Below are 19,350 nucleotides of genomic sequence, written 5' to 3'. Positions count from 1 at the left end.
CATTCTGCAATCGCCAGTCCCGATAGATTTCGCCTTGGGCCTGCTCCGATGCTTTTCGATGCCATCCCAGAACTGGCACGGAGCGCGCCAATTGGTATCGCAACACCAGCGACGCGCATTGCTCTGCGCATCGCTGAACTTTAGACCCGCTACAGCATATAACCACCGCCAGCTTGCACTGATTGTCCTGTAACCCACGCGGCGCGATCACCGGCGAGCATCAGAACCGCGCTGGCAATATCCTCGGGCTTCCCTAATCGGCCCATTGGCGTTTGAGCAACAATCATTCCCATCATTTCTTCATTCGATTTGACGTAGGCCAATGCGTCCGTGTCGGTGAATCCAGGCGCGACTGCGTTGACGCGAATGCCCATTGGACCAAGTTCCGCGGCCAACAATCTAACCGCGTGCTCTCCAGCTGCTTTCGATGACGCATAGGCCACAACTGCAGGCAATGTTCCACGCGCGGTGACGGATGAGATATTGACAACCGCCCCTTTGGTCGTTGCAAGGTGCGGAATTGCTTCGCGGACAAACGCCAAAGGGGCGAATACGTTAATCCGGTATGTGCTTTCAATGTCGGTGTCACTGGTGGCAGACAGCGGCCCCATTGTTCCGGTTCCAGCATTGTTCACCAAAACATCCAAGCGCCCAAATTTACCGATGGTTTCTTCGACAATCCGAGCTGGTTCACCCGTTTCGCATACATCAGCGGCAATAAAATGCACTTGTGATCCAAGTTCTTGAGCGGTTTTCTCGAGCACGGCCTTTCTCCGGCCTGTAATAACAACTTTCGCGCCGCTGGCGACAAAAGCTGCGGCGGTTGCTTTACCGATGCCGCTTCCGCCACCAGTGACAAGCACAACTTTGTTTTCGAAATTTTCCATGATCTTCTCCTAAGGCTGAAGGGGCGGCGAGGTCTCTGTCGAGGCGTCACCTGTTGGGTTGGTTGTTATTGGGGGGGGGTTATCCGGCTGAGCGCGTCGCTTTGGCGGCAATGGCGTGTCGCGGCGCGGTGACGTAGGAAATCAACGCAGGAATGCTGGCATTGAGCGCGGAGTGATCACGGCTCATGGCACTATGCAACACAAAGGGAGGCAAGTAAGTCATGCCAACCATCCGCGCGGTCTGCTGAAATGGGACCAGAAACTCAGCCATCGAAAAGTTGTTGAAAGCACCGGATTGAAAACTGGCAGCAGGGCCACCTGTGGTGATGGCCAGTCCCAACTCTTTGCCGTGCAGCTGTGTGCCTCCGGGACCATAGGCGAATCCGAACAGCAAGACCTGATCGAGCCAGGCTTTCAAAACGGGTGGCGACGAATACCAGTAAAACGGAAATTGCAGAACGATGCGATCAGCGGTCTGAAGGAATGATTGTTCTTGTGCCGCATCAAAGTGCATTTCTGCCCCGCCCACAGAGGCGAGGTCGCGCGGGGTGACACCAGCGGTATTTGAAAGTGCATCAAACCATGTCCGGTTGGCGGTGGATGTTGCGAGATTGGGGTGAGCGGATAAGACAAGAGTGTTCATCAAGGGCCTCGGAGGCTGTGTTTACAAGTTAGCCAAACATAACTATGTCAAACCACGCCAACAATTGACCGAAATCTAACTTCTCTGGTGTAGGAAATGAGACAATGAGACTGCCATTAGCCACACTGGAAGTGTTCAATGCTATCGTTCAAGAGGGCAGTCTGAGCGCGGCGGCTTTGACGCTTGGCATCAAACGGTCCACAGTAAGCCATCAGTTGAAGAGTCTTGAAGATAGGATTGGCACCGTTTTGTTCATCCGAACAACCCGGTCGATCAGCCTGACCGAAGCGGGAAGGGCCTTAGCCCAAAACTCCGCTCCGGCATTTGAGCAGCTCGCCCATGGGCTTGAGAACGCTCGCACTGCGGGCCAAAGCACACGCGGCACGCTAAAGCTCGCCATTCCAGAATTCGTATATCACCTGTTGATCTGCGAGCCTTTGCTGACCTTTCAGGAGCTCTATCCGGAAATCGAGATTGAGCTTGTGCTGGCTGATGCGTGGTCGGACATCCTTAAGGAGGGGCTGCATGCGGGGTTTCGGCTTGGTGGTTTGATTGCACAGGATATGGTCGCCGTCAGCTTGACCGACCCCATGACAGCGGCAGTGGTAGCAAGCCCGGCCTATCTTGAGAAACACGGCACGCCTAAGCACCCCACGGATTTACTGGAGCACAACTGTCTTCACTACCGTTTCCCAAGTTCCGGGCTCTTGGCGCCATGGATCTTTTCCGGTGTCGACGGTGATTATCCGGTCGATGTGCGGGGTAGTGTGATTGCCAACTCCTTGCCTGTGGCGGTTGGACTGGCAACGCGCGGTTTAGGTGTTGGCTATACATTCCGCGAGTTTAGCGCCGACGCCCTCAACACTGGCGAGCTTGTTGAAATACTGAGTGACCATCGGGTTTGCATGCCCGGGGTGAACATCTATTTCCCCCAAGAGTATCGCGCTTTGGTGCCGCTGCGCCTGTTTATTCAACACCTGAAACAAGCAGTGTCTGCTACCTCATCTGACATGATGACATGAAACGCTCGTTCGATTTGCAACGTCCCCAATCTGCGGGTGGTCCGGTGCATAGCTAATTGCCCTGTGTTGCCATACTTTGCACATTACAATTCCAAGCATCATGCGCGGCTAGCAGTATTGCAACAGCTTGTCCCGCGACGTTTGAGCTGCCCCTGAAAATCGGACACTGACGTAATTTACGATTTATTGTCTGCTGACCTTCAACCCGATAGAGATCGGGAATGTCGGAACGGACGCAAAATCATCCAGAGTTCAAGGCCAAGGTGGCGTTGGAAGTCTTGAAAGGCGAAGAAACGGTCAGCGAGTTGGCAAGTTGGTTTAGGGGGCAGGTCAGAAGCTTTATCGGATCTACCGTGGAGAAGGGTTAACCGTCCGAAAACGGGGCGGGCGTAAGCGCGCAGTGGGCACCAGAGCGCCGATGACGATCCCTCAGGGTCCAAACCAACGCTGGAGCCTCGACTTCGTTTCTGACAGCCTGTCCTGTGGTCGTCGTTTCCGAATTCTGAACGGGATCGACGATTTTAGCCGGGAGTGTTTGGCTGCTGTCGTTGACACGTCATTGTCAGGCCTCCGCGATACATGAGAGCAGGATCGGATCGCCGAGACACGTGGACAACCATACTTGGTGGTCAGTGACAATGGGACCAGGCTGACCAGTAATGCCATCCTGAAATGGCAAGAAGACCGGAACATTGAGTGGCACTACATTGCACCATGCAAGCCAATGCAAAATGGCTTCGTGGAGTCGCTCAATGGCCGGATGCGGGATGAATGCCTCAACGAGCATCTGTTTGACAACCTTCGCCATGCCCGCAATCTGGTGATGGCATGGCGCAATGATTTTAACCACCACGGCCCGCATTCCAGTCTCGCGGCCTGACACCCGCAGAAAATGTTAGTCAGTCGAAGGAAAACCAAAACCTGAACAGAATTAACCCAAAATAACGGTCTCTCAGAAGAGCAGGTCAAACCGTACCGTATCAAGGACTCTCACCCGACACCAAAGTTTCGATAAACTTGGAAAAAAGCTCACCCTGTGATCTGATCTGAAGCTTGGAATACACATTCCGCCTGTGGATACGAACCGTGCCTGGTGAGATTTCAAGAATGCGCCCAACGGCATCAGCTGAGTGACCTTTGAGAGTGAACTCTACGACCTGCCTTTCTCTTGGCGTTAATTGACCCTCGCCAAAGTTTGTAAAAGCAAGTTCTACACTGTGATGCAGCCCCCCACTTAACGTCCCTTTGGCATCCGCTCCAAACTGCGCTGACAAATCACCCCAGTGGCGTTGACAAGTTGCGCGCACAACTGGCCAGAACTCGCGTAGTTGCCGGAAATCCTTTGCGGAAAACGCCTTTTCGGCACGCATTAGCGAAAGAACCACAATGGTATTCCCAGGCATTTCGATGAAATAGCCTATCTCTTCAGCCAAACCTGTACGGGCGTAGTAGTTTCGGAAATACTCACCCTGAAAGAACCTGTCCGGTGCCAGATCTTTGATCCGATACAGGCCGGGTTCGACTTGATTACCGCAGGCCAAAAAGAAGGGATCCAGCAGATACGGCCCTTCCTGATAGTCCTCTACAAAAATCTTGCGCTTACTTGTCGGAAAGTCATCGAACAGATCTTTTGGGCTGGCTGCACCGAGATATCCGAAAACGACCGTGTAATCGAATGCGGCTATGCCTTTGAGGGTGTCAGACATGGTTTGTGCAAAGCGCTCAGTTCCGATCGCATCGATCAGGGTTCCGGTCGCGGTGATCACGGTTTTCATATGCCAAACCTCGCTACTACGATTGTTATACTAAAAACGTGGTATATACATCGAATGGAGTTTTTCTTACTGTTTTTCCAAATTGGATAGTATTCACCAAACCGGAAAAAGATAGCAATAAATGGAATCCAGGGGATATATTGAGGCTTTCACTCCAGCGGACGGCAAAGCCATTGCCGAGTTACGGGGTGTGTCCAAACGTTTTGGAGATGTGCTCGCAGCCAGCGATCTAAATCTGACAATCACGGAAGGTGAATTCCTGTCTTTCCTTGGGCCGTCGGGTTGCGGAAAAACCACCGCTCTTAGAATGTTGGCAGGGTTTGAGACGCCAACCGAAGGTGACGTGCTGCTTGATGGCGAGGTGGTCAACGCACTGGAAGCGCACCATCGTCCCGTCAATATGGTGTTTCAACAATACGCTCTATTTCCACATATGACCGTTGCCCAGAACATTGGTTACGGGTTGCGTCAGCGTCGCCCACGGCTACCCAAAGCGCAGATCGCGGAAAAGGTCGACAAGACCTTGGACATTGTTCAGCTCGGCGGGTTCGAGGACCGCAAAATCTGGGAAATGTCTGGCGGGCAGCAGCAGCGCGTCGCCTTGGCACGTGCAATCATCAACGAGCCCAAGCTTCTGTTGCTGGATGAGCCGATGGCGGCCTTGGATCGCAAGTTGCGCAAAGAGATGCAGATCGAATTGCAGGATTTGCAACGTCAGTTGGGCATCACCTTTGTCCTTGTGACTCACGATCAGGAAGAAGCCCTGTCGATGAGCGATCGTATTTGCATCATGCGCGAGGGGCGCATTGTCCAGGTCGGCAGTCCCCAAGAGCTGTATGATCGACCGAACTCCAAGTATGTGGCTGATTTTGTTGGCACTTCTAACTTCTTTGATGGCACCGTTGTCGAACAGCCCGGCCCATTGACGTCCGTGCGTCTCAGCAACGGGATGATCATGCGGGGAACCCCCACCGAAGAAATGAGCAATAGTGAAGACGTATCCGTCAGCGTGCGCCCCGAACAAATGACCCTGCAACGTCAAGGTGAGGGGCTGACAGTGGAGGTGCGCAACCGGATATTTCTGGGAGAACACACCGAGTATTTGGTGAACCATGAAACGCTTGGTGATTTTCTGGTTCTTTCACCACGACAATCTGAACAAACCGAAGGCGCTTTTACCGTTGGCGACACAGCATTTGTGTCCTGGGAAGACAGCGCAGCACTTATCCTCGACCGAAACTAAAACACACAGCAACCGTAGGGAGTAAAGGGAATGACCAGAGACATCGACTACATCTCCAAACAGAAGTTCATGCAAGAGTTGGAGAGTTACAGAAAAGGGTCCATTACACGACGCCATTTTCTCAATGTAACCGGGCTTGGCGCCGCAGCAGCCGTTGTGGGCACCGCCGTTCCGGGTTTGCGCCCTAGTCCTGCGTTTGCGGGTGACATTGGTGATCGCGTGGTTTTAGCGACCTGGCCCAATTATCATGATCCCGAAAACTTCGAGGCCTTTACCGAAGCCACCGGGGCCCATGTGCAGGTCAACGTCTTTGGTTCAAACGAGGAAATGCTGGCCAAGTTGCAAGCTGGCGCAACCGGATGGGACGTATATGTGCCCACCAACTACACGATCTCGACCTATGTCGATGAAGGCCTGATTGAACCACTGGATACCTCTAAGCTCCCGAACTACGACGGGGCTGCCTTTGATGCCCGCTATGCCGAGGCAGGATCTGTTGATGGTTCGCTTTATGCGGTGCCCAAAAACTGGGGTTCCACCGGAATGGCGGTGAACACCAAGCACAATGACGGCAAGCCAATTGCCTCCTGGAAAGAGTTCTTTGACATTGCGCGGGACAAATTCACCGGCCGCGCCATGGTGCATGACTATCAACTGACAACCATCGGCAGCGCCTTGAACTACTATGGGTATTCGTTCAATTCGGTCGACGAAGCAGAATTGGCCGATGCTGAAAAGCTGCTGATTGATGTAAAACCACACCTCTTTGCGATCACGTCCGATTATCAACCTTCGATGCGCAATGGTGATGCCTGGCTGACAATCTGCTGGTCCGGCGATGGCAAACAGCTCAACACTGACATGCCTGAAATTCACTACGTGCTGGGTCGTGAGGGGGGGGAGATCTGGAGTGATTACTATGCCATTCCCAAAGGTGCGCCCCATATGAACGCGGCTTATGCGCTGATCAACTTCCTGTTGGATCCTAAAGTCAATGCCAAGGAGGTGCTGGCGCACGGATATCCCACAGCGGATGCCCGTACCTTTGAACTTCTGCCCGAAGCCCTGAAGAACGATCCAATCCTCTTCCCTGCGCAGGAGCTTCTGACACCGCTTGAGTTTGGTGCAGCCGCGACATTGACCGACCCGAACCGTGCCGAATTGATGGCGCGCTTCAAATCAGCCTAAGCCAACAAAGGTGAAAACACGATGACGGCACGTACGCGCAATTGGTTGCTTTTGGCCCCGGCCGGGGCCTGGTTCCTGGTGATGCTGATCATTCCGTTGACTGTTGTTTTCATCTTCAGCTTTGGGGAGCGGGCACCCGCCGGTGGCGTGGTACCCGCTTTCACATTTGAGCAATACGCCAATCTCCCGGCCCGCTGGGCTGCGTTCAAGAACACAATGACATTGGCGCCAATTGGCACTTTATCAGCGCTGCTGATTGCTTACCCGTTGGCCTATTATTTGGCGGTCAAAAGCAGCCCAAAATGGAAAACGATCCTTTTGGTGCTGGTCATTGTGCCGTTCTGGACCTCAATCCTGATCCGCAGCTACGCTTGGATTTTTCTGTTGGGCGGCCGCGGCATTCCCGCCCTTTTGGATTGGGTCGGGATCGAAGGTGTCCGCCTGATCAACACGCCGTTTGCGGTGCTGATCGGGATCATTTACGGATACCTGCCGCTGATGGTTTTTCCGATTTTTGTCAGCCTCGACAAACTGGACAAACGGCTGCTCGAGGCTTCGTCCGATCTTGGTGCCAAACCCTGGCGCACGTTTCTTCAGATTACCCTTCCGCTTTCTATCCCCGGCATCGCAACCGGATGCATGCTCGTCTTCATCCTATTGATGGGGGAATATCTGATCCCGGCTCTACTGGGCGGAGGCAAAGTATTCTTCGTCGGCAATGCGTTGGTCGACCTGTTCTTGCAATCCCGCAATTGGGCCTATGGCTCAGCGGTGGCAGTCACGCTGGTGGTTGTCATGCTGATCGCCGTCACGGTCTACATGCGGCTAATCACTCGTCTTGGCGCCAGCCGCGAAGACGTGTCGATCATGTGAGGTGACCCAATGAGAGCTTATGCAGTTTGCGTTTACCTGTTTCTGTACATCCCGATTGGCGTGATCGCGCTTTTCAGCTTTAATGCCGGGCGTCATGCAAGCCAGCTACAGGGCTTTTCGACCAAGTGGTACGGCAAGGCGCTTTCCAATCCCTTTGTCATGGATGCCCTGGAGACCAGCCTGATCGTGGCCTTTACCTCCGCCTTATGTGCCAGCGTTTTTGGCACCATGGCTGCGGTTGCGCTGCAAGGGATCAAGGGGCCGGTGCGTACCGCATTTGATCTGCTGATCTATGTAGCGGTTATGATCCCCGGCATCGTGATTGGCATTGCCACATTGATTGGATTGGTCACCGTTTTTGATCAACTGAACCCGATGATCGCAGCGATTTGGCCAAATGGGCTGACGCCGCCAAAGCTACAAATGGGGATGGGCTCACTGATTGCGGCCCACACGATGTTTCTAATGGCGTTGGTGGTAATCATCGTACGGGCCCGGCTGGCCGGCATGGATCGTGCTTTGACAGAAGCTTCCTCAGACTTGTACGCAACGCCAATGGCGACATTTCGACAGGTGACCCTGCCGATGATATTTCCGGCCATCCTGGCGGGTTTTCTGCTCAGCTTCACCTTCAGCTTTGACGATTTTATCATCGCGTTCTTTGTCGCCGGGTCCGAAACCACTCTGCCGATTTATGTGTTTTCCTCGATCCGTCGAGGCGTCACGCCAGAGATCAATGCGATCGGCACAATGGTGCTGATTGTATCCCTTTTGATGCTAATCACGGCTCAATTACTGCTTCAACGCGGAGGCAAAAAACCAAAATGACCCTCGCTGAGACCCCATTTTCTGCTCCCCATTTCCCAACCCTTAAGGGCAGAGTCGCACTGGTCACCGGCGCAGGATCCGGCATTGGACGTGCAGGAGCCATGGCCATGGCGCGCCACGGGGCAAAGGTGGTTGTGACAGACCTTGATGCCGACAAGGCCGCGCAAGTGGTCGAGGCGCTGAAATCCGAAGGCGTAAGCGCCACATCAGCAGGCCTTGATGTGACTGATGACAAAGCCGTTTCTGCAGAGATTGACAGAACCGTCAAAACCTACGGCCACATTGACGTGCTGCACTCCCATGCGGGCTACCAGGTCGAAGGCAATTTGGAGCAAGTTCCCCTTGAGGGTTTGGACTTGTCCTGGAAGCTGAACGTCAGGTCGCATTTTGTCGCTGCGCGCGCGGTTGTTGGACATATGCGCGCACACGGTGGCGGCAGTGTTATCATCACCTCGTCCAATTCAGGTGTGCAATATGACCGCGAGATGATTGCCTATGCCACAACCAAACATGCGGTTGTGGCGATGACACGTCAGATGGCGGCTGACTATGCCAAAGACAACATCCGCTTCAACTCTTTGTGCCCTGGGTTCATCGACACGCCTTTTAACGCTGGCTTTGAGACGCAAATGGGCGGGCGCGAAAAATTGGAGCGCTACGTTTCCAAAACCATTCCAATGGGACGTTGGGGAACAACCGGCGAAATGGCGGATTCGATCCTGTTTCTCGCGTCTGACATGTCCACCTTCATGACCGGCCATGCGCTGGTCATTGATGGCGGGGAGTGTATTTAAACTTCTGTTTGGAGAAATCAGTATGACCAATAGCATAAAATCCCCAAACGGCCGTTTGGCTGGCAAAGTGGCTGTGATCACCGGTGGCGCAACCGGTATGGGGCGATCAACCGCGCTGGCCTTTGCCGAAGAAGGCGCCAAAGTCAGCATCTTCGACATTCAGGATGAAGAAGGGCAAAAGACCGTCGGCATGATACGTGACGCTGGTGGTGATGCCGCATTTTTTCATGCGGATGTGACCAAAGATGCTGAGATCAACCTAGCCTTTGACGCGGCGTTGGATACCTTTGGCCCTTACAATGTTCTGTTCAATCACGCAGGCACAATTATTGTGAAAGCGATGCATGAAACCACTGAGGCCGAATACGACTGGCTGATGGACGTGAACGTGAAATCGGCCTTCTTGACGTGTCGCCGCGCGGTCAAGGACATGAGCGCCAACGGTGGCGGCTCAATTGTCATCACCGCTTCTATTGCCGCTGAACTGGGCTATGCGCTTGAATCGGTCTATTGCATGTCCAAAGGCGCGGTTCTTCAGTTGGCACGCACCATATCCACCGAATACCGCGACGCAGGTATTCGCTGTAACGCTGTCTGTCCGGGATTTGTTGAAACGGCCCATGGATTGAAAGAAATCGCGGAATTGGATGCTGCGGGACAGGAGTGGGAAGAGTCCGGAATGGCAGCCACGCAAGGACGCATTTGTTACCCGGAAGAAGTGGCTGCAGCGGTGGTTTTTCTGGCCTCGGATGAAGCCAGTTTTGTAAACGGAAACGCCACCTATGTGGACAACGGATGGTACGCAAAAGGCTGACACAAACCTGTGAGGGAGCCAGCCACCGTCAAATAAAATACCGGTTTCGCTATGACAAAGGAGCGAAATGGCGTGGGAAACTGGTGTGCAAATAGTCGAATATCTGGGCCTTTGCCATCTCTCGCGAAAACTGATCGGGGTACATCAGCATATTCAACCAAAACCCGTCAAACAGGCTTTCCAGCGTGCGTGCCACCCCTTTTGGGTCCAAAGCGCTCTCTTCGTCTTGTATGATCTCATCAAACAAGTCTGCCAAAACATCGAGCCGCTCTGCGTCGATTGAAGTGGTGATGCGGCGATAAGATTTTCGATAAGCAGCCTCTCCAAAGAAGGCAAACCAAACTGCCAGTTTTTTCCGATTGCAAATTGATGTGTGAAACTGAGCGTCAATGACCGCGACAATTTTTGCCGGTGCATCTAGGTCCGGAGCCTGAAGTCGCGTTAGCCACTGCTCACGATGCTCTATTGCCAAACAGCGCAACGTTTCTTCCAGCAGTGCGTCTTTGCTCCTGAAATGAAAGTTCGCAAGCCCCGCAGACAGCCCTGCCAACCTGGCAACCGATGCCATGGTTGTGCCTGAAATTCCGTGTTTGCCAATCGATGCAATTGTCGCGTCAATGATCTGCTTTTTCCTGATTTCAGGTGATGCAGTGCGAGATCTTTTCTGTTTTATTTCAACCATAAACTTCCATCCATTGAATGGCTGTTCAATCAATGACTTGATTTTTTGACAGCGTCAATCAAAGATTTGATCAAATACCGAATCTCCCGGAATGGACCCAGTTATGACCAAACCTCTTCCCACGCACGCGCAGACCGTGATCATTGGTGGCGGCTCAATTGGCTGCAACACCGCCTACCACCTGGCAAAGCTGGGCATGACAGATGTGGTGGTGCTGGAACGCGACCAACTCACGTCTGGCACCACGTGGCACGCAGCCGGACTAATTGTGGGGGGATTGCTGACAACCGAGGCCGAGTGTGAAATCTACACTCACGGGCGCGACCTCTACGCGGCTCTTGAACAGGAAACAGGCCTTACCACCGGATTTCGCGACGTTGGCTATCTGCAAATCGCCAACAACGAAGAACGCGTTCACGAAATGCGCCGCGTGGCGCCTTTCATGCGCCGCCATGGCATCAATATCCACGAAATCTCCCCTCAGGAGTGCCAAAGCCTGTTCCCGATTGGCGATATGTCTGACGTGCTGGCGGGTTTCTATACGCCAGAGGACGGTCGCGCCAATCCGGTGGATGTGACCATGTCACTGGCCAAAGGCGCCCGTATGCGTGGCGCACAAATCTTCGAAGGCGTCACTGTCGCCGAAATCATGGCCAAAAACGGCACCGCAACCGGCGTGCGCACCTCTGATGGCCAGGCCATCACGACCGAAAACGTTGTGATTTGCGGGGGTATGTGGTCACGGCAACTGGGCGCCAGCGCCGGGATCAACTTGCCCCTGCAAGCAGCCGAGCATTATTATCTGATCACGGAAAACATCGACGGTTTAAGCCGCGACTTGCCGGTCCTTGAGGATCCATCCACCTACACCTACTACCGGGAAGAAGTGGGAGGGCTGATGCTTGGGCTGTTTGAGCCAGGTGCAGCCCCTTGGAAGCTTGACGGTATCCCGGAAAATTTTGCGTTTGGCGAGATTGAACCGGATTGGGACCGCGTGGCACCACATCTGGAAACCGCATACTCGCGCGTACCCTCAACCCTGAATGTCGGGGTGCGCAAGCTGTTTTGCGGGCCTGAAAGCTTTACGCCTGACCTTGCCCCCTTGGTTGGCGAAACCCCGGAACTGCGCAATTGTTTTGTGGCCTGTGGCTTGAACAGCCTTGGAATTCTGAACGGTGCGGGCACTGGCAATGTGCTTGCACATTGGATTGTCGATGGACACCCACCGATCGATGTCACCGGCATCAACGTAAACCGGTTCACCCGTCACCACGCCACCCGCGCCTTTCGCCGGGATCGTGGACCAGAACTATTGGGGAAAATGTTTGGCCAGCACTATCACAACGAAGGCTATGAAACCGCCCGTGATATGAAACGCTCAGCCCTACACGACCGGCTGGTGGCCTCAGGCGCATTCTTTGCTGAGGGGCATGGCTGGGAAATGCCCGACTGGTTTGCCCCTACACCCGATCAGGCAAAGGTAGAAAAATACAGCTGGTTCCGGCAGAACTGGTTTGATTGGCACGCCGAAGAGCACCGCGCCGCCCGTGAGGATGTGATCATCATGGACATGTCTGCCATGTCCAAGTTTGTTGTCGAAGGCCCCGATGCGCTTGCACTGATGAGCCGACTGAGCTGCAACGAAGTTGATGTTCCCCACGGCCGTCTGGTCTATACCGCGTGGGTCAATGAGAAAGGCAGGTTTGAAGCCGATCTGACCGTAACCCGGCTGGGCGAAAACAAATTTATGGTGGTGGTTGGCGAAAACAGCCACGGCCACACCGAAATGCGTATGCGCCGCCACATCAAATCCGGCGAAATTGCGGTGATTACGGACGTAACGCCGGGTATCACTCAGATCAATATTCACGGTCCCAAAGCGCGCCAGTTGATGGAAAAGGTCACCAGCACAGATATGTCCAATCAGGCGTTCCCGTTTATGACTTGTCAGGACATAGACGTCGGTTATTGGATGGTGAAAGCCTTCCGGGTCACTTTTGTTGGCGAGCTTGGGTGGGAGCTTCAGGTGCCCTCATATGCTGCAGTTCAGGTGTATGATCTGCTGAAAGAAGTGGGCCGCGCGTTTGGCCTGCGCGATGCAGGCATGCAGACCCTCAATTCACTGCGTTTGGAAAAGGCCTATCGCGACTTTGGGCTGGATGTGGACAACACTGACAACCCGATTGAAGCGGGGCTTGGCTTTGCCGTGAAGCTGGACAAACCCGGTGGGTTTATTGGCCATGATGCACTGGCGGACATAAAAGCGCGGGGTGTTCCCAAAACCCGAATGCTGCAGTTTCTGCTTCAGGACCCTGAACCGCTGCTTTATGGAAATGAGCTTGTTTATCTTGATGGTGTTGAAGTTGGTCACTTGCAGATTGGCGGATATGGTCACACGCTGGGCGGCGCGGTCGGAATTGGCTTTGTCTCTCTGGATGTGCCGGTGTCTCTTGCCACGGTGCAGAATGGAAACTGGGAAATAGACGTGGCTGGCCAGGCTGTTCCGGCGAGTGCTTCAATCAAGCCAATGCTTGATCCCTCTATGGAACGTATCAAATGTTGAGATTGGGAATGCAGTTCTTTCCAGCATTTTTGGCAGTTTTGTAGCACGACAATTACAGCCCGCGTTTCTGCGAACCGTCGTGCCTTCACCTGTTCTGGACTGTGCATCTTCGACGTTTGTGGCCAAGAGCGATCATTCGTCGTCTCAACTTAACCGCGGCTCTTGGCCAACCCAGCCTTACTGGACCATAAGAACTATGGGGGGGACGCGGATCCTTTCATCGGTTTCGTTTTTATGTCTGCGCAAGTGGCCTGGCGGGCGGCCAAAGAAGGTTGGGTAATCTGCATTGCTGAGGATGGGCTGGAAGGGGGTTGTTTCTCTTGGATTTCCCCGGATGCATTCCCGAGATTGAGTGAGAATGGTGAACTCCCACTACCTGAAGAGATCAATGTTGACGGGTGCTTCGATCTGGACGAGCGAACAAAATCAACGCTTGGCGCAGATAGGCTTTGGTTCGCGTTGACTGGCGATGTGGCAGAGGTCTTGGATGGTCCAAAGCTGCCGATAGCCGAGAATTCTAAACAGCCGCAACAGACCCGTGAATACAATAAGGGGTTGCTGTACTGATGAGGCTCTTGGATCGTCAGAACACCAAAACTGGCCGGTGTGATCCGTCAGCCGTTGAGCTCGCCGAAGAAACGGGTTTTTCCGAGCGGAGCGTCCGTAGCGCTTTCAAAGAGTTGGAGGAACGCGGTGCCGTAAAACGGTTTCGCATCACTCTACGTTCACGCAATCAGTTCCTAATATTTTCCGTGAGCAAGTTGAGGCAAAATACTCTGTTGGCTGAGCGCAAACCGCGCGCAAGGCTTCGTACCGGCCGGAACCCTGTTTCCGCTCCCCCTGCAACACACTGCCGCCTGAACCTGCGGCCTGCTTCACCCGAAACAATAAAAGAAACTAAAAAGAAAAAGGGAGATGCTGAGAATGTGTTTGCGCATGGCCCGAGGTCTCACCCCATAGTGCGAAGGAGTTCCTCAGGTGAGATGGATTTGGGGCAGTTCGAACAGAGAGTTGTAAAAGTCTTTGAACGCGAGGGGTATGGCTATGAAGGTTTATTGGCGCTTCCGGCCCAGGATCTGGAACTGGCACCTGGCCTGATGGTAACCGGTGAGTTGTCGTTTCTCGGGGCAGTAGGGCGGCTCCTGAAGACGTACATGAAATGTGAATGAGGCGACCCCGCGAGCGGTTTGGATCCTTCCCCGGATCCTGCCGAATGCGGGTAATTCGCACCCCATAACGTAGCTGTGTTTCGAATATGACCGGAGTTGGAGATAGGGTTGTTGTTTGATGTGGTGCCGTAAGTGTTCAGCTGCTGGCCAGCTGTAAACTGACAAGGGTGGGGGGTGATCAAACCTCAACAACCCTTTGCCCGACTTTCAAATATACGTCTAACACATGAGCAGCCACTGAGTGGATTGAGCCGCCTTTCGGGTCGTGGTCAACGTTATGTGCCCGTTCGGAGAGCTGGGGGATGGTATCGGGTAAGTTCAGTCAACCACATGGATTTTTGAACAGATTGTAAAAGCAGTCACGGTATTTTGTAGCAAGTTGGATCAGATGCAGGTGTTGGCCCGCGACTGGTCACGACAGCCAACCGACTTCACGCCCTGCGATATCACCACATGCAAGCGCGAGATCGAAGATTTGAGCGGTATTCGTTTTTCCAGTGTTCGATGACGCAGATCTGCTGTGCGTTTTGGCGCACTGGTGGGCGGCAATCATACCTCCCACCTTTGATCCGAAAGGAGAAATCAAATGTTTGATTCATATACCATTCGCCATGACGACATGCCCCAAGAGATGCGGTTTCTCTTGGATCAATACCCGCGCGATGCCTGGGATGCGCATCCTGGCTTCAAAGAGAAGACCCGCCATTGGTTGGGTGCGCATCAGATGTTCCGCCGGGTCTCTGAGCGGGTGAAGCTGGACGCTGAAGCGCTCTTAAACAAGGATATGGCGCTCGACGACTATGCCGGGCGGTTGTCCTACTACGGCGGTAATCTGGTTGGGAACTTGCATGGCCACCATGGCTGGGAAGATCATAGTTACTTTCCGGAGTTGTCTGCGGCCGACCCGCGCTTTGATGCGGGGTTGGAGGTGCTGGAGAGGGACCATACCGATCTGGATCGGGTGCTGGATGATTTCACCCGGCAAGCCAACCGTGCCCTCAAGTTGGCGCATCTGGATGAAGCGCAATCGCGTGAAGAAGTGGCAGGCGTGCATCACGCCAGTGAGGTGATCGAAGCTTTTCTGAAACGCCATCTTGTTGATGAGGAAGAGCTGGCTGTGCCAATAATCTTGCATCACCGGCTGAGAGGGTGAAGGGTTATACATGGCCAAAAATGCTGCGACTGAAGAAGACCAATCCAAAGCCAAGGAGCGCCGCGCACGAGGTGAATTTGTGCGCGGCGTTAGCCGCTTTCGGCATGCAATCGGTGATCCGGAGTTTCCACCCCAGCCGGGGCGGTATCACCTGTTCGTGGCGCTGAATTGCCCGTGGTGCCATCGCGTGACCTTGGCGCGGGCCGTTCTGGGATTGCAGGACAGCATCACAATGGATGTGGCCTTTCCCAATCGCACAAATGAGCTCGACTCCGCTGGCGCGAATCTGTGGGAATTTACGCCTCACCGGATTGCGTCGCTGACGGGGGCAGTGCTGCCGGAATGCACACTGGAAACCGGAACTGGCGAAAGATTGCGCTTGGCCAAAGAAATCTACCAACGCGAAGGTTCCGACGAACAATCCGTCCCAATCCTGTATGATAAAATCGCTGGCCGCATCGTGAACAACGAGAGTGCCGAGATCATCCGGATGCTGGACCGACACGCCAAAGCGCTTGGCAGCCGGACCGCGTCGGTCAGGCGCGTACAGCTCTACCCCGATGACGTTGTTCTGCGCCAAGACATTCACGACCTCAACGAAACGATCTACACGACGATCAACAACGGCGCTTACAAAGCGGGATTTTCATCTGATCAAACAATATACGAAGCGGCGTTTGGCGCCTATTTCGACACACTTGAGAAGTTGGAGGACCGGCTGTCCGATGGACGCCTATTCCTGACGGGCGAGCAGTTCACAGAGGCCGACCTGCGCCTCTTTCCCACGCTCTATCGCCACGATCCGGTCTACTATGTTCGAATGAAACTAAACGGAGCGCGCATCCTCGACTACCCGTATCTGTGGCGGTGGCTGTGTCGAGCCTTTATGCTGGATGGCATAGCGAACGCGGGATCTTTGATCCATTGCCGTCAGGGCTACTTTGGACGGTCATGGAATGGCGTGGTGCCTTTGGGGCCAAAAATGCCGATGAGATATCCCGAAGCTTATCGTCATCCAGAATTGAGCCATTTTACCGATGCTGAGCCGCTGTAGATCGCTTTCTGGCAGCAGATGCTGACTGCAAAGACAGCGACCGGTGCATCTGCAGCGCAGTCGTGCTTTGTCCTCAGACCGTAAGTTCCGCCAGTTCTGAAATTTGCCCTCGCGGGGAACGTCAGCAATGCACTTTGCAAAGCGCGTTTTCCTCGCATCTCTTCCGCTGGGCCTGGGCACTGCGAACTCACACTTTCAGCTCATTGCATCTCCCTCCCATACATTTGACCACCTGCCGCGCCCACATCCATATGAGCAACCCGCGCAGCTTTGCAGGCACGAAGGATTAGTTGGGGTGCTACTGAGAGTTGGTCGCCCCTGGTTTCAAGACTGACCAAGCGATCCGGTGGCGAAGGGGCAGGTTCTAGTCGGCCCACACAAGCGCACCCAGCACCGAGGTAGCGGGCTTTGGTGAGCATTCAGGCATGTTGATTTCGGCCGATGACACAACAAACGTGGCTGCTCTACGGGGCATGATCGACGGCGTAAACCACGAGGCCACCGCTTGTCCGGTCAAAACTGCTGACAATACCTTGGGTTCGCGCGGTTTTATGGCGGAGACATAGGGAAGCAGTCTACCTATCGCAGCACCCGAATAGGTTTTCTACGTTCACACCACTTCCTGAAGGACGACGAAGCTGGATCGTCATTGTGTAGGAGACATCAGACATGCCATCAGAGCAGGCTTGCTGGTCAATCATCCCGGTCAACGACTGTGCTTTGAACCTATACGGATACCCCCCTGTCAATGCTGGCGTCGCAATCGCCAAATGGCGAATTGGATCCTGGCCATCAATCAACGACGTGTATTGAAAACTGCGGTCCTCGCCAATTGTCAGGGTCCAAAAAGGCTCTGTACCGCGACACGTCAGCCCCAAGGGAAAGCCATTTGCGGTTGTGGCGTGAGCAGTGTCAGCCTTCCGTGTCAGGAAACTCATATTGACATAGCCAATTTGCCCGTTGAGCGTGATTTGGCCCCAGTTTCCTGAGGAACGCCCATTGACGTTCACAACTGCCCCCGGATTGAGACTGCCCAGCTGAGCACCATTTGGCTGTGGCGCATCACGGACCCAAAGAACGTCTCCTGACGAGACGCCAGTGACCGAAAACACGGCGGGCAATGTGCCACCATCCGGGGCAATACCCGGAGAGGCATCCGGCATTGGTTGGGGAGACGATGCCATCGCGGCAAGATAGGCTGTGCTGACCCAGCCAACATCAGAGCCAAAATCAATCATGGCCCAGTCGCTATGCCTGTCAAATTGAATGACGTGGACCGCCGTGTGGTTGGGCAAAACTCCCAGCCGGCCAAAGGATGTGCCCGCACCACTCCGAACAACAAGCCCCCCATCCACATCATCCACCGCGATGCCCATCACGACATTTGGTCCAACTGTCGGCGAAGACATGGCAGTACCGGATTCATCCCTTGAATTTGGAGCAGTCAGATAACGAGCGGCAACCCAATAGATCCGGCCTTGGCGCAGAATTTGTGCCCACTTTCCGTCCTCATTGTACGCCAAAACATCAACATGCATATGCTCCGACAAATCCCCGACATCAGGAAAGGACGCGGCAGGTCCGGTACGTAGATTGAGCGTATCTCCATCCGCGATATCAACAACTTCCATCATGTCTGCCGAGGCGCTTGCGCCTGAAAGAAACAGGGCAGTTGTAAGCGCAGCGATTGCGAGGTGGGTTTGGGGGAATGGGGTCATTTGCACACTCAATCGGAAACAGGAAAGGTGGTGTAAGGCCCACAAAGGGCGCGCGCCTTACGCCTAATCATTTATTTGAAGCAGGTCTTAGCAACTGTGTTTGCCGCTGCCATGTGGCCTTTTTCCTGCCCCACGGCATCGGTCATAACCGCAACAAGTTGTTCAGGTTTACAGGTCTGGCCACCAATCTCACGGTAAGCGTCACGGGATTTTTTGAAACCTTCGACGTCCGCCTTGCCCAGATTTTTCAGCGTTGCTGTAAACTTCTGAGAGACCTCGGCTTTGGCGTTGGGCAACTCGGCCTGAATTGCGGAGCCGCTGCTTGAAACACTGTCCAGTTGGCAAGGACCGCCGAAGGTACATTGCAACCAACAGCCGGGAGGGTCAGAAGCCTGCCAGCAGCTACTAATCGCCCAGGCTGAGCTCATTGACATCATCAGGCTGGTCGCAGCGACAGCGACCCCCATGAAAGCTTTCTTTTTTATAATAGTCACAAAGTATTCCTTTTCTAAGTGTGTGTTTTTGATGAAGGGTTGGTCAAATCATGTGGGCAGTCAGCCTTGCCTCAAGAGAAGCGACGGCATGCCAAACCGGCATTCAATTCGAAGATTTTTGAAGTTTTGGGTCAGGTAAGATCCAGATCTTCTTTGGTTTCCGCTTCAACTCCGCAGACTCCTTTTCATCATCGCCAACGGATACTGGCGCAATTGGCCGGCTGTCTGGCAGGCCCTTGATGATAATATCGATGCCCTCAATGGGATCATCCCCACCCAGTGCGCTCGCGGGGACCGCCCCCAACGCAAGAGCCAATGTGAGCGTTGCCGCTGCGGTCAGAAACGTGTGTTTAGCAAACATGGTACAATCCTGTTCTTTCATTTTATCAACTAAGTTATGTGCCAATTCGACTGGCTCCCATCTGCTGACTCATCTTTTGGATTTTGGAG

Annotated in this window: 21 protein-coding genes and 1 pseudogene; 15 read left to right on the top strand and 7 right to left on the bottom strand. The window is 53.9% G+C overall.

Going from position 1 to position 19,350, the window contains the following annotated elements:
* Window positions 1-149 precede the first annotated feature (149 nt).
* Window positions 150-887: an SDR family NAD(P)-dependent oxidoreductase gene (locus QOL67_RS07485; RefSeq protein WP_283425333.1), complete on the bottom strand. Its 738-nt coding sequence runs from the start codon at window positions 885-887 to the stop codon at window positions 150-152.
* Between the two features lie 79 nt (window positions 888-966).
* The gene (locus tag QOL67_RS07480) at window positions 967-1,530 is read right to left on the bottom strand and encodes an NAD(P)H-dependent oxidoreductase (RefSeq protein WP_283425332.1); all 564 of its coding nucleotides are present in this window, start codon (window positions 1,528-1,530) and stop codon (window positions 967-969) included.
* A 104-nt stretch (window positions 1,531-1,634) separates the two neighbouring features.
* Here QOL67_RS07480 and QOL67_RS07475 point away from each other — a divergent pair, with 104 nt between their 5' ends.
* The 3 genes and pseudogenes from QOL67_RS07475 to QOL67_RS07465 form a co-directional block, all read left to right on the top strand.
* A complete protein-coding gene (locus QOL67_RS07475) occupies window positions 1,635-2,552 on the top strand; it encodes a LysR family transcriptional regulator (RefSeq protein ID WP_283425331.1) in 918 nt (305 codons plus the stop codon).
* A gap of 221 nt (window positions 2,553-2,773) precedes the next feature.
* Window positions 2,774-2,920, top strand: a complete 147-nt coding sequence (locus QOL67_RS07470) for a hypothetical protein (protein ID WP_283425477.1) — start codon at window positions 2,774-2,776, stop codon at window positions 2,918-2,920.
* Window positions 2,884-3,497 (top strand): annotated as a pseudogene (locus tag QOL67_RS07465) (integrase core domain-containing protein); the annotation flags it as partial. The gene QOL67_RS07470 and the pseudogene QOL67_RS07465, both read left to right, overlap by 37 nt.
* 35 nt (window positions 3,498-3,532) lie before the next feature.
* On the opposite strand, the gene QOL67_RS07460 reads toward QOL67_RS07465, so the two are convergent.
* The gene (locus QOL67_RS07460) at window positions 3,533-4,327 is read right to left on the bottom strand and encodes a helix-turn-helix transcriptional regulator (RefSeq protein ID WP_283425330.1); all 795 of its coding nucleotides are present in this window, start codon (window positions 4,325-4,327) and stop codon (window positions 3,533-3,535) included.
* Window positions 4,328-4,448: 121 nt separating this feature from the next.
* Between QOL67_RS07460 and QOL67_RS07455 the strand changes: the two genes are divergently transcribed.
* The 6 genes from QOL67_RS07455 to QOL67_RS07430 are packed head-to-tail and all read left to right on the top strand — an operon-like array spanning window position 4,449 to window position 10,067.
* Window positions 4,449-5,570: an ABC transporter ATP-binding protein gene (locus QOL67_RS07455; RefSeq protein WP_283425329.1), complete on the top strand. Its 1,122-nt coding sequence runs from the start codon at window positions 4,449-4,451 to the stop codon at window positions 5,568-5,570.
* A 30-nt stretch (window positions 5,571-5,600) separates the two neighbouring features.
* Entirely contained in the window at window positions 5,601-6,758 is a 1,158-nt protein-coding gene (locus tag QOL67_RS07450) for an ABC transporter substrate-binding protein (protein WP_283425328.1), read from the top strand.
* 21 nt (window positions 6,759-6,779) lie between these two features.
* On the top strand, window positions 6,780-7,631 hold the full coding sequence (locus tag QOL67_RS07445) for an ABC transporter permease (protein ID WP_283425327.1): 852 nt from the start codon (window positions 6,780-6,782) through the stop codon (window positions 7,629-7,631).
* Between the two features lie 9 nt (window positions 7,632-7,640).
* Window positions 7,641-8,459, top strand: a complete 819-nt coding sequence (locus tag QOL67_RS07440) for an ABC transporter permease (RefSeq protein ID WP_283425326.1) — start codon at window positions 7,641-7,643, stop codon at window positions 8,457-8,459.
* A complete protein-coding gene (locus tag QOL67_RS07435; protein ID WP_283425325.1) occupies window positions 8,456-9,253 on the top strand; it encodes an SDR family NAD(P)-dependent oxidoreductase in 798 nt (265 codons plus the stop codon). Before QOL67_RS07440 ends, QOL67_RS07435 begins: the two co-directional genes overlap by 4 nt.
* Window positions 9,254-9,275: 22 nt before the next feature.
* Entirely contained in the window at window positions 9,276-10,067 is a 792-nt protein-coding gene (locus QOL67_RS07430) for an SDR family NAD(P)-dependent oxidoreductase (RefSeq protein WP_283425324.1), read from the top strand.
* A 49-nt stretch (window positions 10,068-10,116) separates the two neighbouring features.
* Here the strand turns inward: QOL67_RS07430 and betI are convergent, their stop codons facing one another.
* Window positions 10,117-10,749, bottom strand: coding sequence for a transcriptional regulator BetI (gene betI / locus QOL67_RS07425; RefSeq protein WP_283425323.1), 633 nt, complete (start codon window positions 10,747-10,749; stop codon window positions 10,117-10,119).
* Window positions 10,750-10,852: 103 nt separating this feature from the next.
* Here betI and QOL67_RS07420 point away from each other — a divergent pair, with 103 nt between their 5' ends.
* The 6 genes from QOL67_RS07420 to QOL67_RS07395 all read left to right on the top strand — a co-directional run bounded on the left by QOL67_RS07420 (window position 10,853) and on the right by QOL67_RS07395 (window position 17,254).
* Entirely contained in the window at window positions 10,853-13,312 is a 2,460-nt protein-coding gene (locus tag QOL67_RS07420) for a GcvT family protein (protein WP_283425322.1), read from the top strand.
* A gap of 234 nt (window positions 13,313-13,546) precedes the next feature.
* Window positions 13,547-13,879 (top strand): hypothetical protein, encoded by a 333-nt coding sequence (locus QOL67_RS07415; RefSeq protein ID WP_283425321.1) that lies wholly within the window; start codon window positions 13,547-13,549, stop codon window positions 13,877-13,879.
* Window positions 13,879-14,481 (top strand): helix-turn-helix domain-containing protein, encoded by a 603-nt coding sequence (locus QOL67_RS07410; protein ID WP_283425320.1) that lies wholly within the window; start codon window positions 13,879-13,881, stop codon window positions 14,479-14,481. The genes QOL67_RS07415 and QOL67_RS07410 overlap by 1 nt, the downstream gene beginning before the upstream one ends.
* Window positions 14,482-15,067: 586 nt before the next feature.
* On the top strand, window positions 15,068-15,634 hold the full coding sequence (locus QOL67_RS07405; RefSeq protein WP_283425319.1) for a hemerythrin domain-containing protein: 567 nt from the start codon (window positions 15,068-15,070) through the stop codon (window positions 15,632-15,634).
* A gap of 10 nt (window positions 15,635-15,644) precedes the next feature.
* Window positions 15,645-16,688: a glutathione S-transferase C-terminal domain-containing protein gene (locus QOL67_RS07400; protein WP_283425318.1), complete on the top strand. Its 1,044-nt coding sequence runs from the start codon at window positions 15,645-15,647 to the stop codon at window positions 16,686-16,688.
* A 425-nt stretch (window positions 16,689-17,113) separates the two neighbouring features.
* The gene (locus tag QOL67_RS07395) at window positions 17,114-17,254 is read left to right on the top strand and encodes a hypothetical protein (RefSeq protein ID WP_283425317.1); all 141 of its coding nucleotides are present in this window, start codon (window positions 17,114-17,116) and stop codon (window positions 17,252-17,254) included.
* Window positions 17,255-17,263: 9 nt separating this feature from the next.
* On the opposite strand, the gene QOL67_RS07390 is transcribed toward QOL67_RS07395, so the two are convergent.
* From QOL67_RS07390 to QOL67_RS07380, 3 genes are all read right to left on the bottom strand, one after another.
* On the bottom strand, window positions 17,264-18,406 hold the full coding sequence (locus QOL67_RS07390; RefSeq protein WP_283425316.1) for an SH3 domain-containing protein: 1,143 nt from the start codon (window positions 18,404-18,406) through the stop codon (window positions 17,264-17,266).
* Window positions 18,407-18,477: 71 nt separating this feature from the next.
* A complete protein-coding gene (locus QOL67_RS07385) occupies window positions 18,478-18,900 on the bottom strand; it encodes a hypothetical protein (protein WP_283425315.1) in 423 nt (140 codons plus the stop codon).
* Between the two features lie 103 nt (window positions 18,901-19,003).
* Complete coding sequence (locus QOL67_RS07380) at window positions 19,004-19,261, bottom strand: hypothetical protein (protein WP_283425314.1); 258 nt, start codon at window positions 19,259-19,261, stop codon at window positions 19,004-19,006.
* Between the last annotated feature and the right edge of the window lie 89 nt (window positions 19,262-19,350).

Source organism: Shimia sagamensis, assembly GCF_900182745.1.
Taxonomy (GTDB): domain Bacteria; phylum Pseudomonadota; class Alphaproteobacteria; order Rhodobacterales; family Rhodobacteraceae; genus Shimia; species Shimia sagamensis.
This window is presented reverse-complemented; position numbering and strand designations above follow the sequence as displayed.

What these genes read in the sequence shown, in the direction of transcription:
- QOL67_RS07380 (WP_283425314.1), bottom strand. Translation starts at nt 19,261, where the DNA reads ATGTTTGCTAAACACACGTTTCTGACCGCAGCGGCAACGCTCACATTG.
- QOL67_RS07485 (WP_283425333.1), bottom strand. Translation starts at nt 887, where the DNA reads ATGGAAAATTTCGAAAACAAAGTTGTGCTTGTCACTGGTGGCGGAAGC.
- QOL67_RS07470 (WP_283425477.1), top strand. Translation starts at nt 2,774, where the DNA reads ATGTCGGAACGGACGCAAAATCATCCAGAGTTCAAGGCCAAGGTGGCG.
- QOL67_RS07460 (WP_283425330.1), bottom strand. Translation starts at nt 4,327, where the DNA reads ATGAAAACCGTGATCACCGCGACCGGAACCCTGATCGATGCGATCGGA.
- QOL67_RS07400 (WP_283425318.1), top strand. Translation starts at nt 15,645, where the DNA reads ATGGCCAAAAATGCTGCGACTGAAGAAGACCAATCCAAAGCCAAGGAG.
- QOL67_RS07430 (WP_283425324.1), top strand. Translation starts at nt 9,276, where the DNA reads ATGACCAATAGCATAAAATCCCCAAACGGCCGTTTGGCTGGCAAAGTG.
- QOL67_RS07390 (WP_283425316.1), bottom strand. Translation starts at nt 18,406, where the DNA reads ATGACCCCATTCCCCCAAACCCACCTCGCAATCGCTGCGCTTACAACT.
- QOL67_RS07395 (WP_283425317.1), top strand. Translation starts at nt 17,114, where the DNA reads ATGTTGATTTCGGCCGATGACACAACAAACGTGGCTGCTCTACGGGGC.
- QOL67_RS07410 (WP_283425320.1), top strand. Translation starts at nt 13,879, where the DNA reads ATGAGGCTCTTGGATCGTCAGAACACCAAAACTGGCCGGTGTGATCCG.
- QOL67_RS07475 (WP_283425331.1), top strand. Translation starts at nt 1,635, where the DNA reads ATGAGACTGCCATTAGCCACACTGGAAGTGTTCAATGCTATCGTTCAA.
- QOL67_RS07455 (WP_283425329.1), top strand. Translation starts at nt 4,449, where the DNA reads ATGGAATCCAGGGGATATATTGAGGCTTTCACTCCAGCGGACGGCAAA.
- QOL67_RS07445 (WP_283425327.1), top strand. Translation starts at nt 6,780, where the DNA reads ATGACGGCACGTACGCGCAATTGGTTGCTTTTGGCCCCGGCCGGGGCC.
- QOL67_RS07420 (WP_283425322.1), top strand. Translation starts at nt 10,853, where the DNA reads ATGACCAAACCTCTTCCCACGCACGCGCAGACCGTGATCATTGGTGGC.
- QOL67_RS07440 (WP_283425326.1), top strand. Translation starts at nt 7,641, where the DNA reads ATGAGAGCTTATGCAGTTTGCGTTTACCTGTTTCTGTACATCCCGATT.
- QOL67_RS07450 (WP_283425328.1), top strand. Translation starts at nt 5,601, where the DNA reads ATGACCAGAGACATCGACTACATCTCCAAACAGAAGTTCATGCAAGAG.
- QOL67_RS07480 (WP_283425332.1), bottom strand. Translation starts at nt 1,530, where the DNA reads ATGAACACTCTTGTCTTATCCGCTCACCCCAATCTCGCAACATCCACC.
- QOL67_RS07435 (WP_283425325.1), top strand. Translation starts at nt 8,456, where the DNA reads ATGACCCTCGCTGAGACCCCATTTTCTGCTCCCCATTTCCCAACCCTT.
- QOL67_RS07415 (WP_283425321.1), top strand. Translation starts at nt 13,547, where the DNA reads ATGTCTGCGCAAGTGGCCTGGCGGGCGGCCAAAGAAGGTTGGGTAATC.
- betI (WP_283425323.1), bottom strand. Translation starts at nt 10,749, where the DNA reads ATGGTTGAAATAAAACAGAAAAGATCTCGCACTGCATCACCTGAAATC.
- QOL67_RS07405 (WP_283425319.1), top strand. Translation starts at nt 15,068, where the DNA reads ATGTTTGATTCATATACCATTCGCCATGACGACATGCCCCAAGAGATG.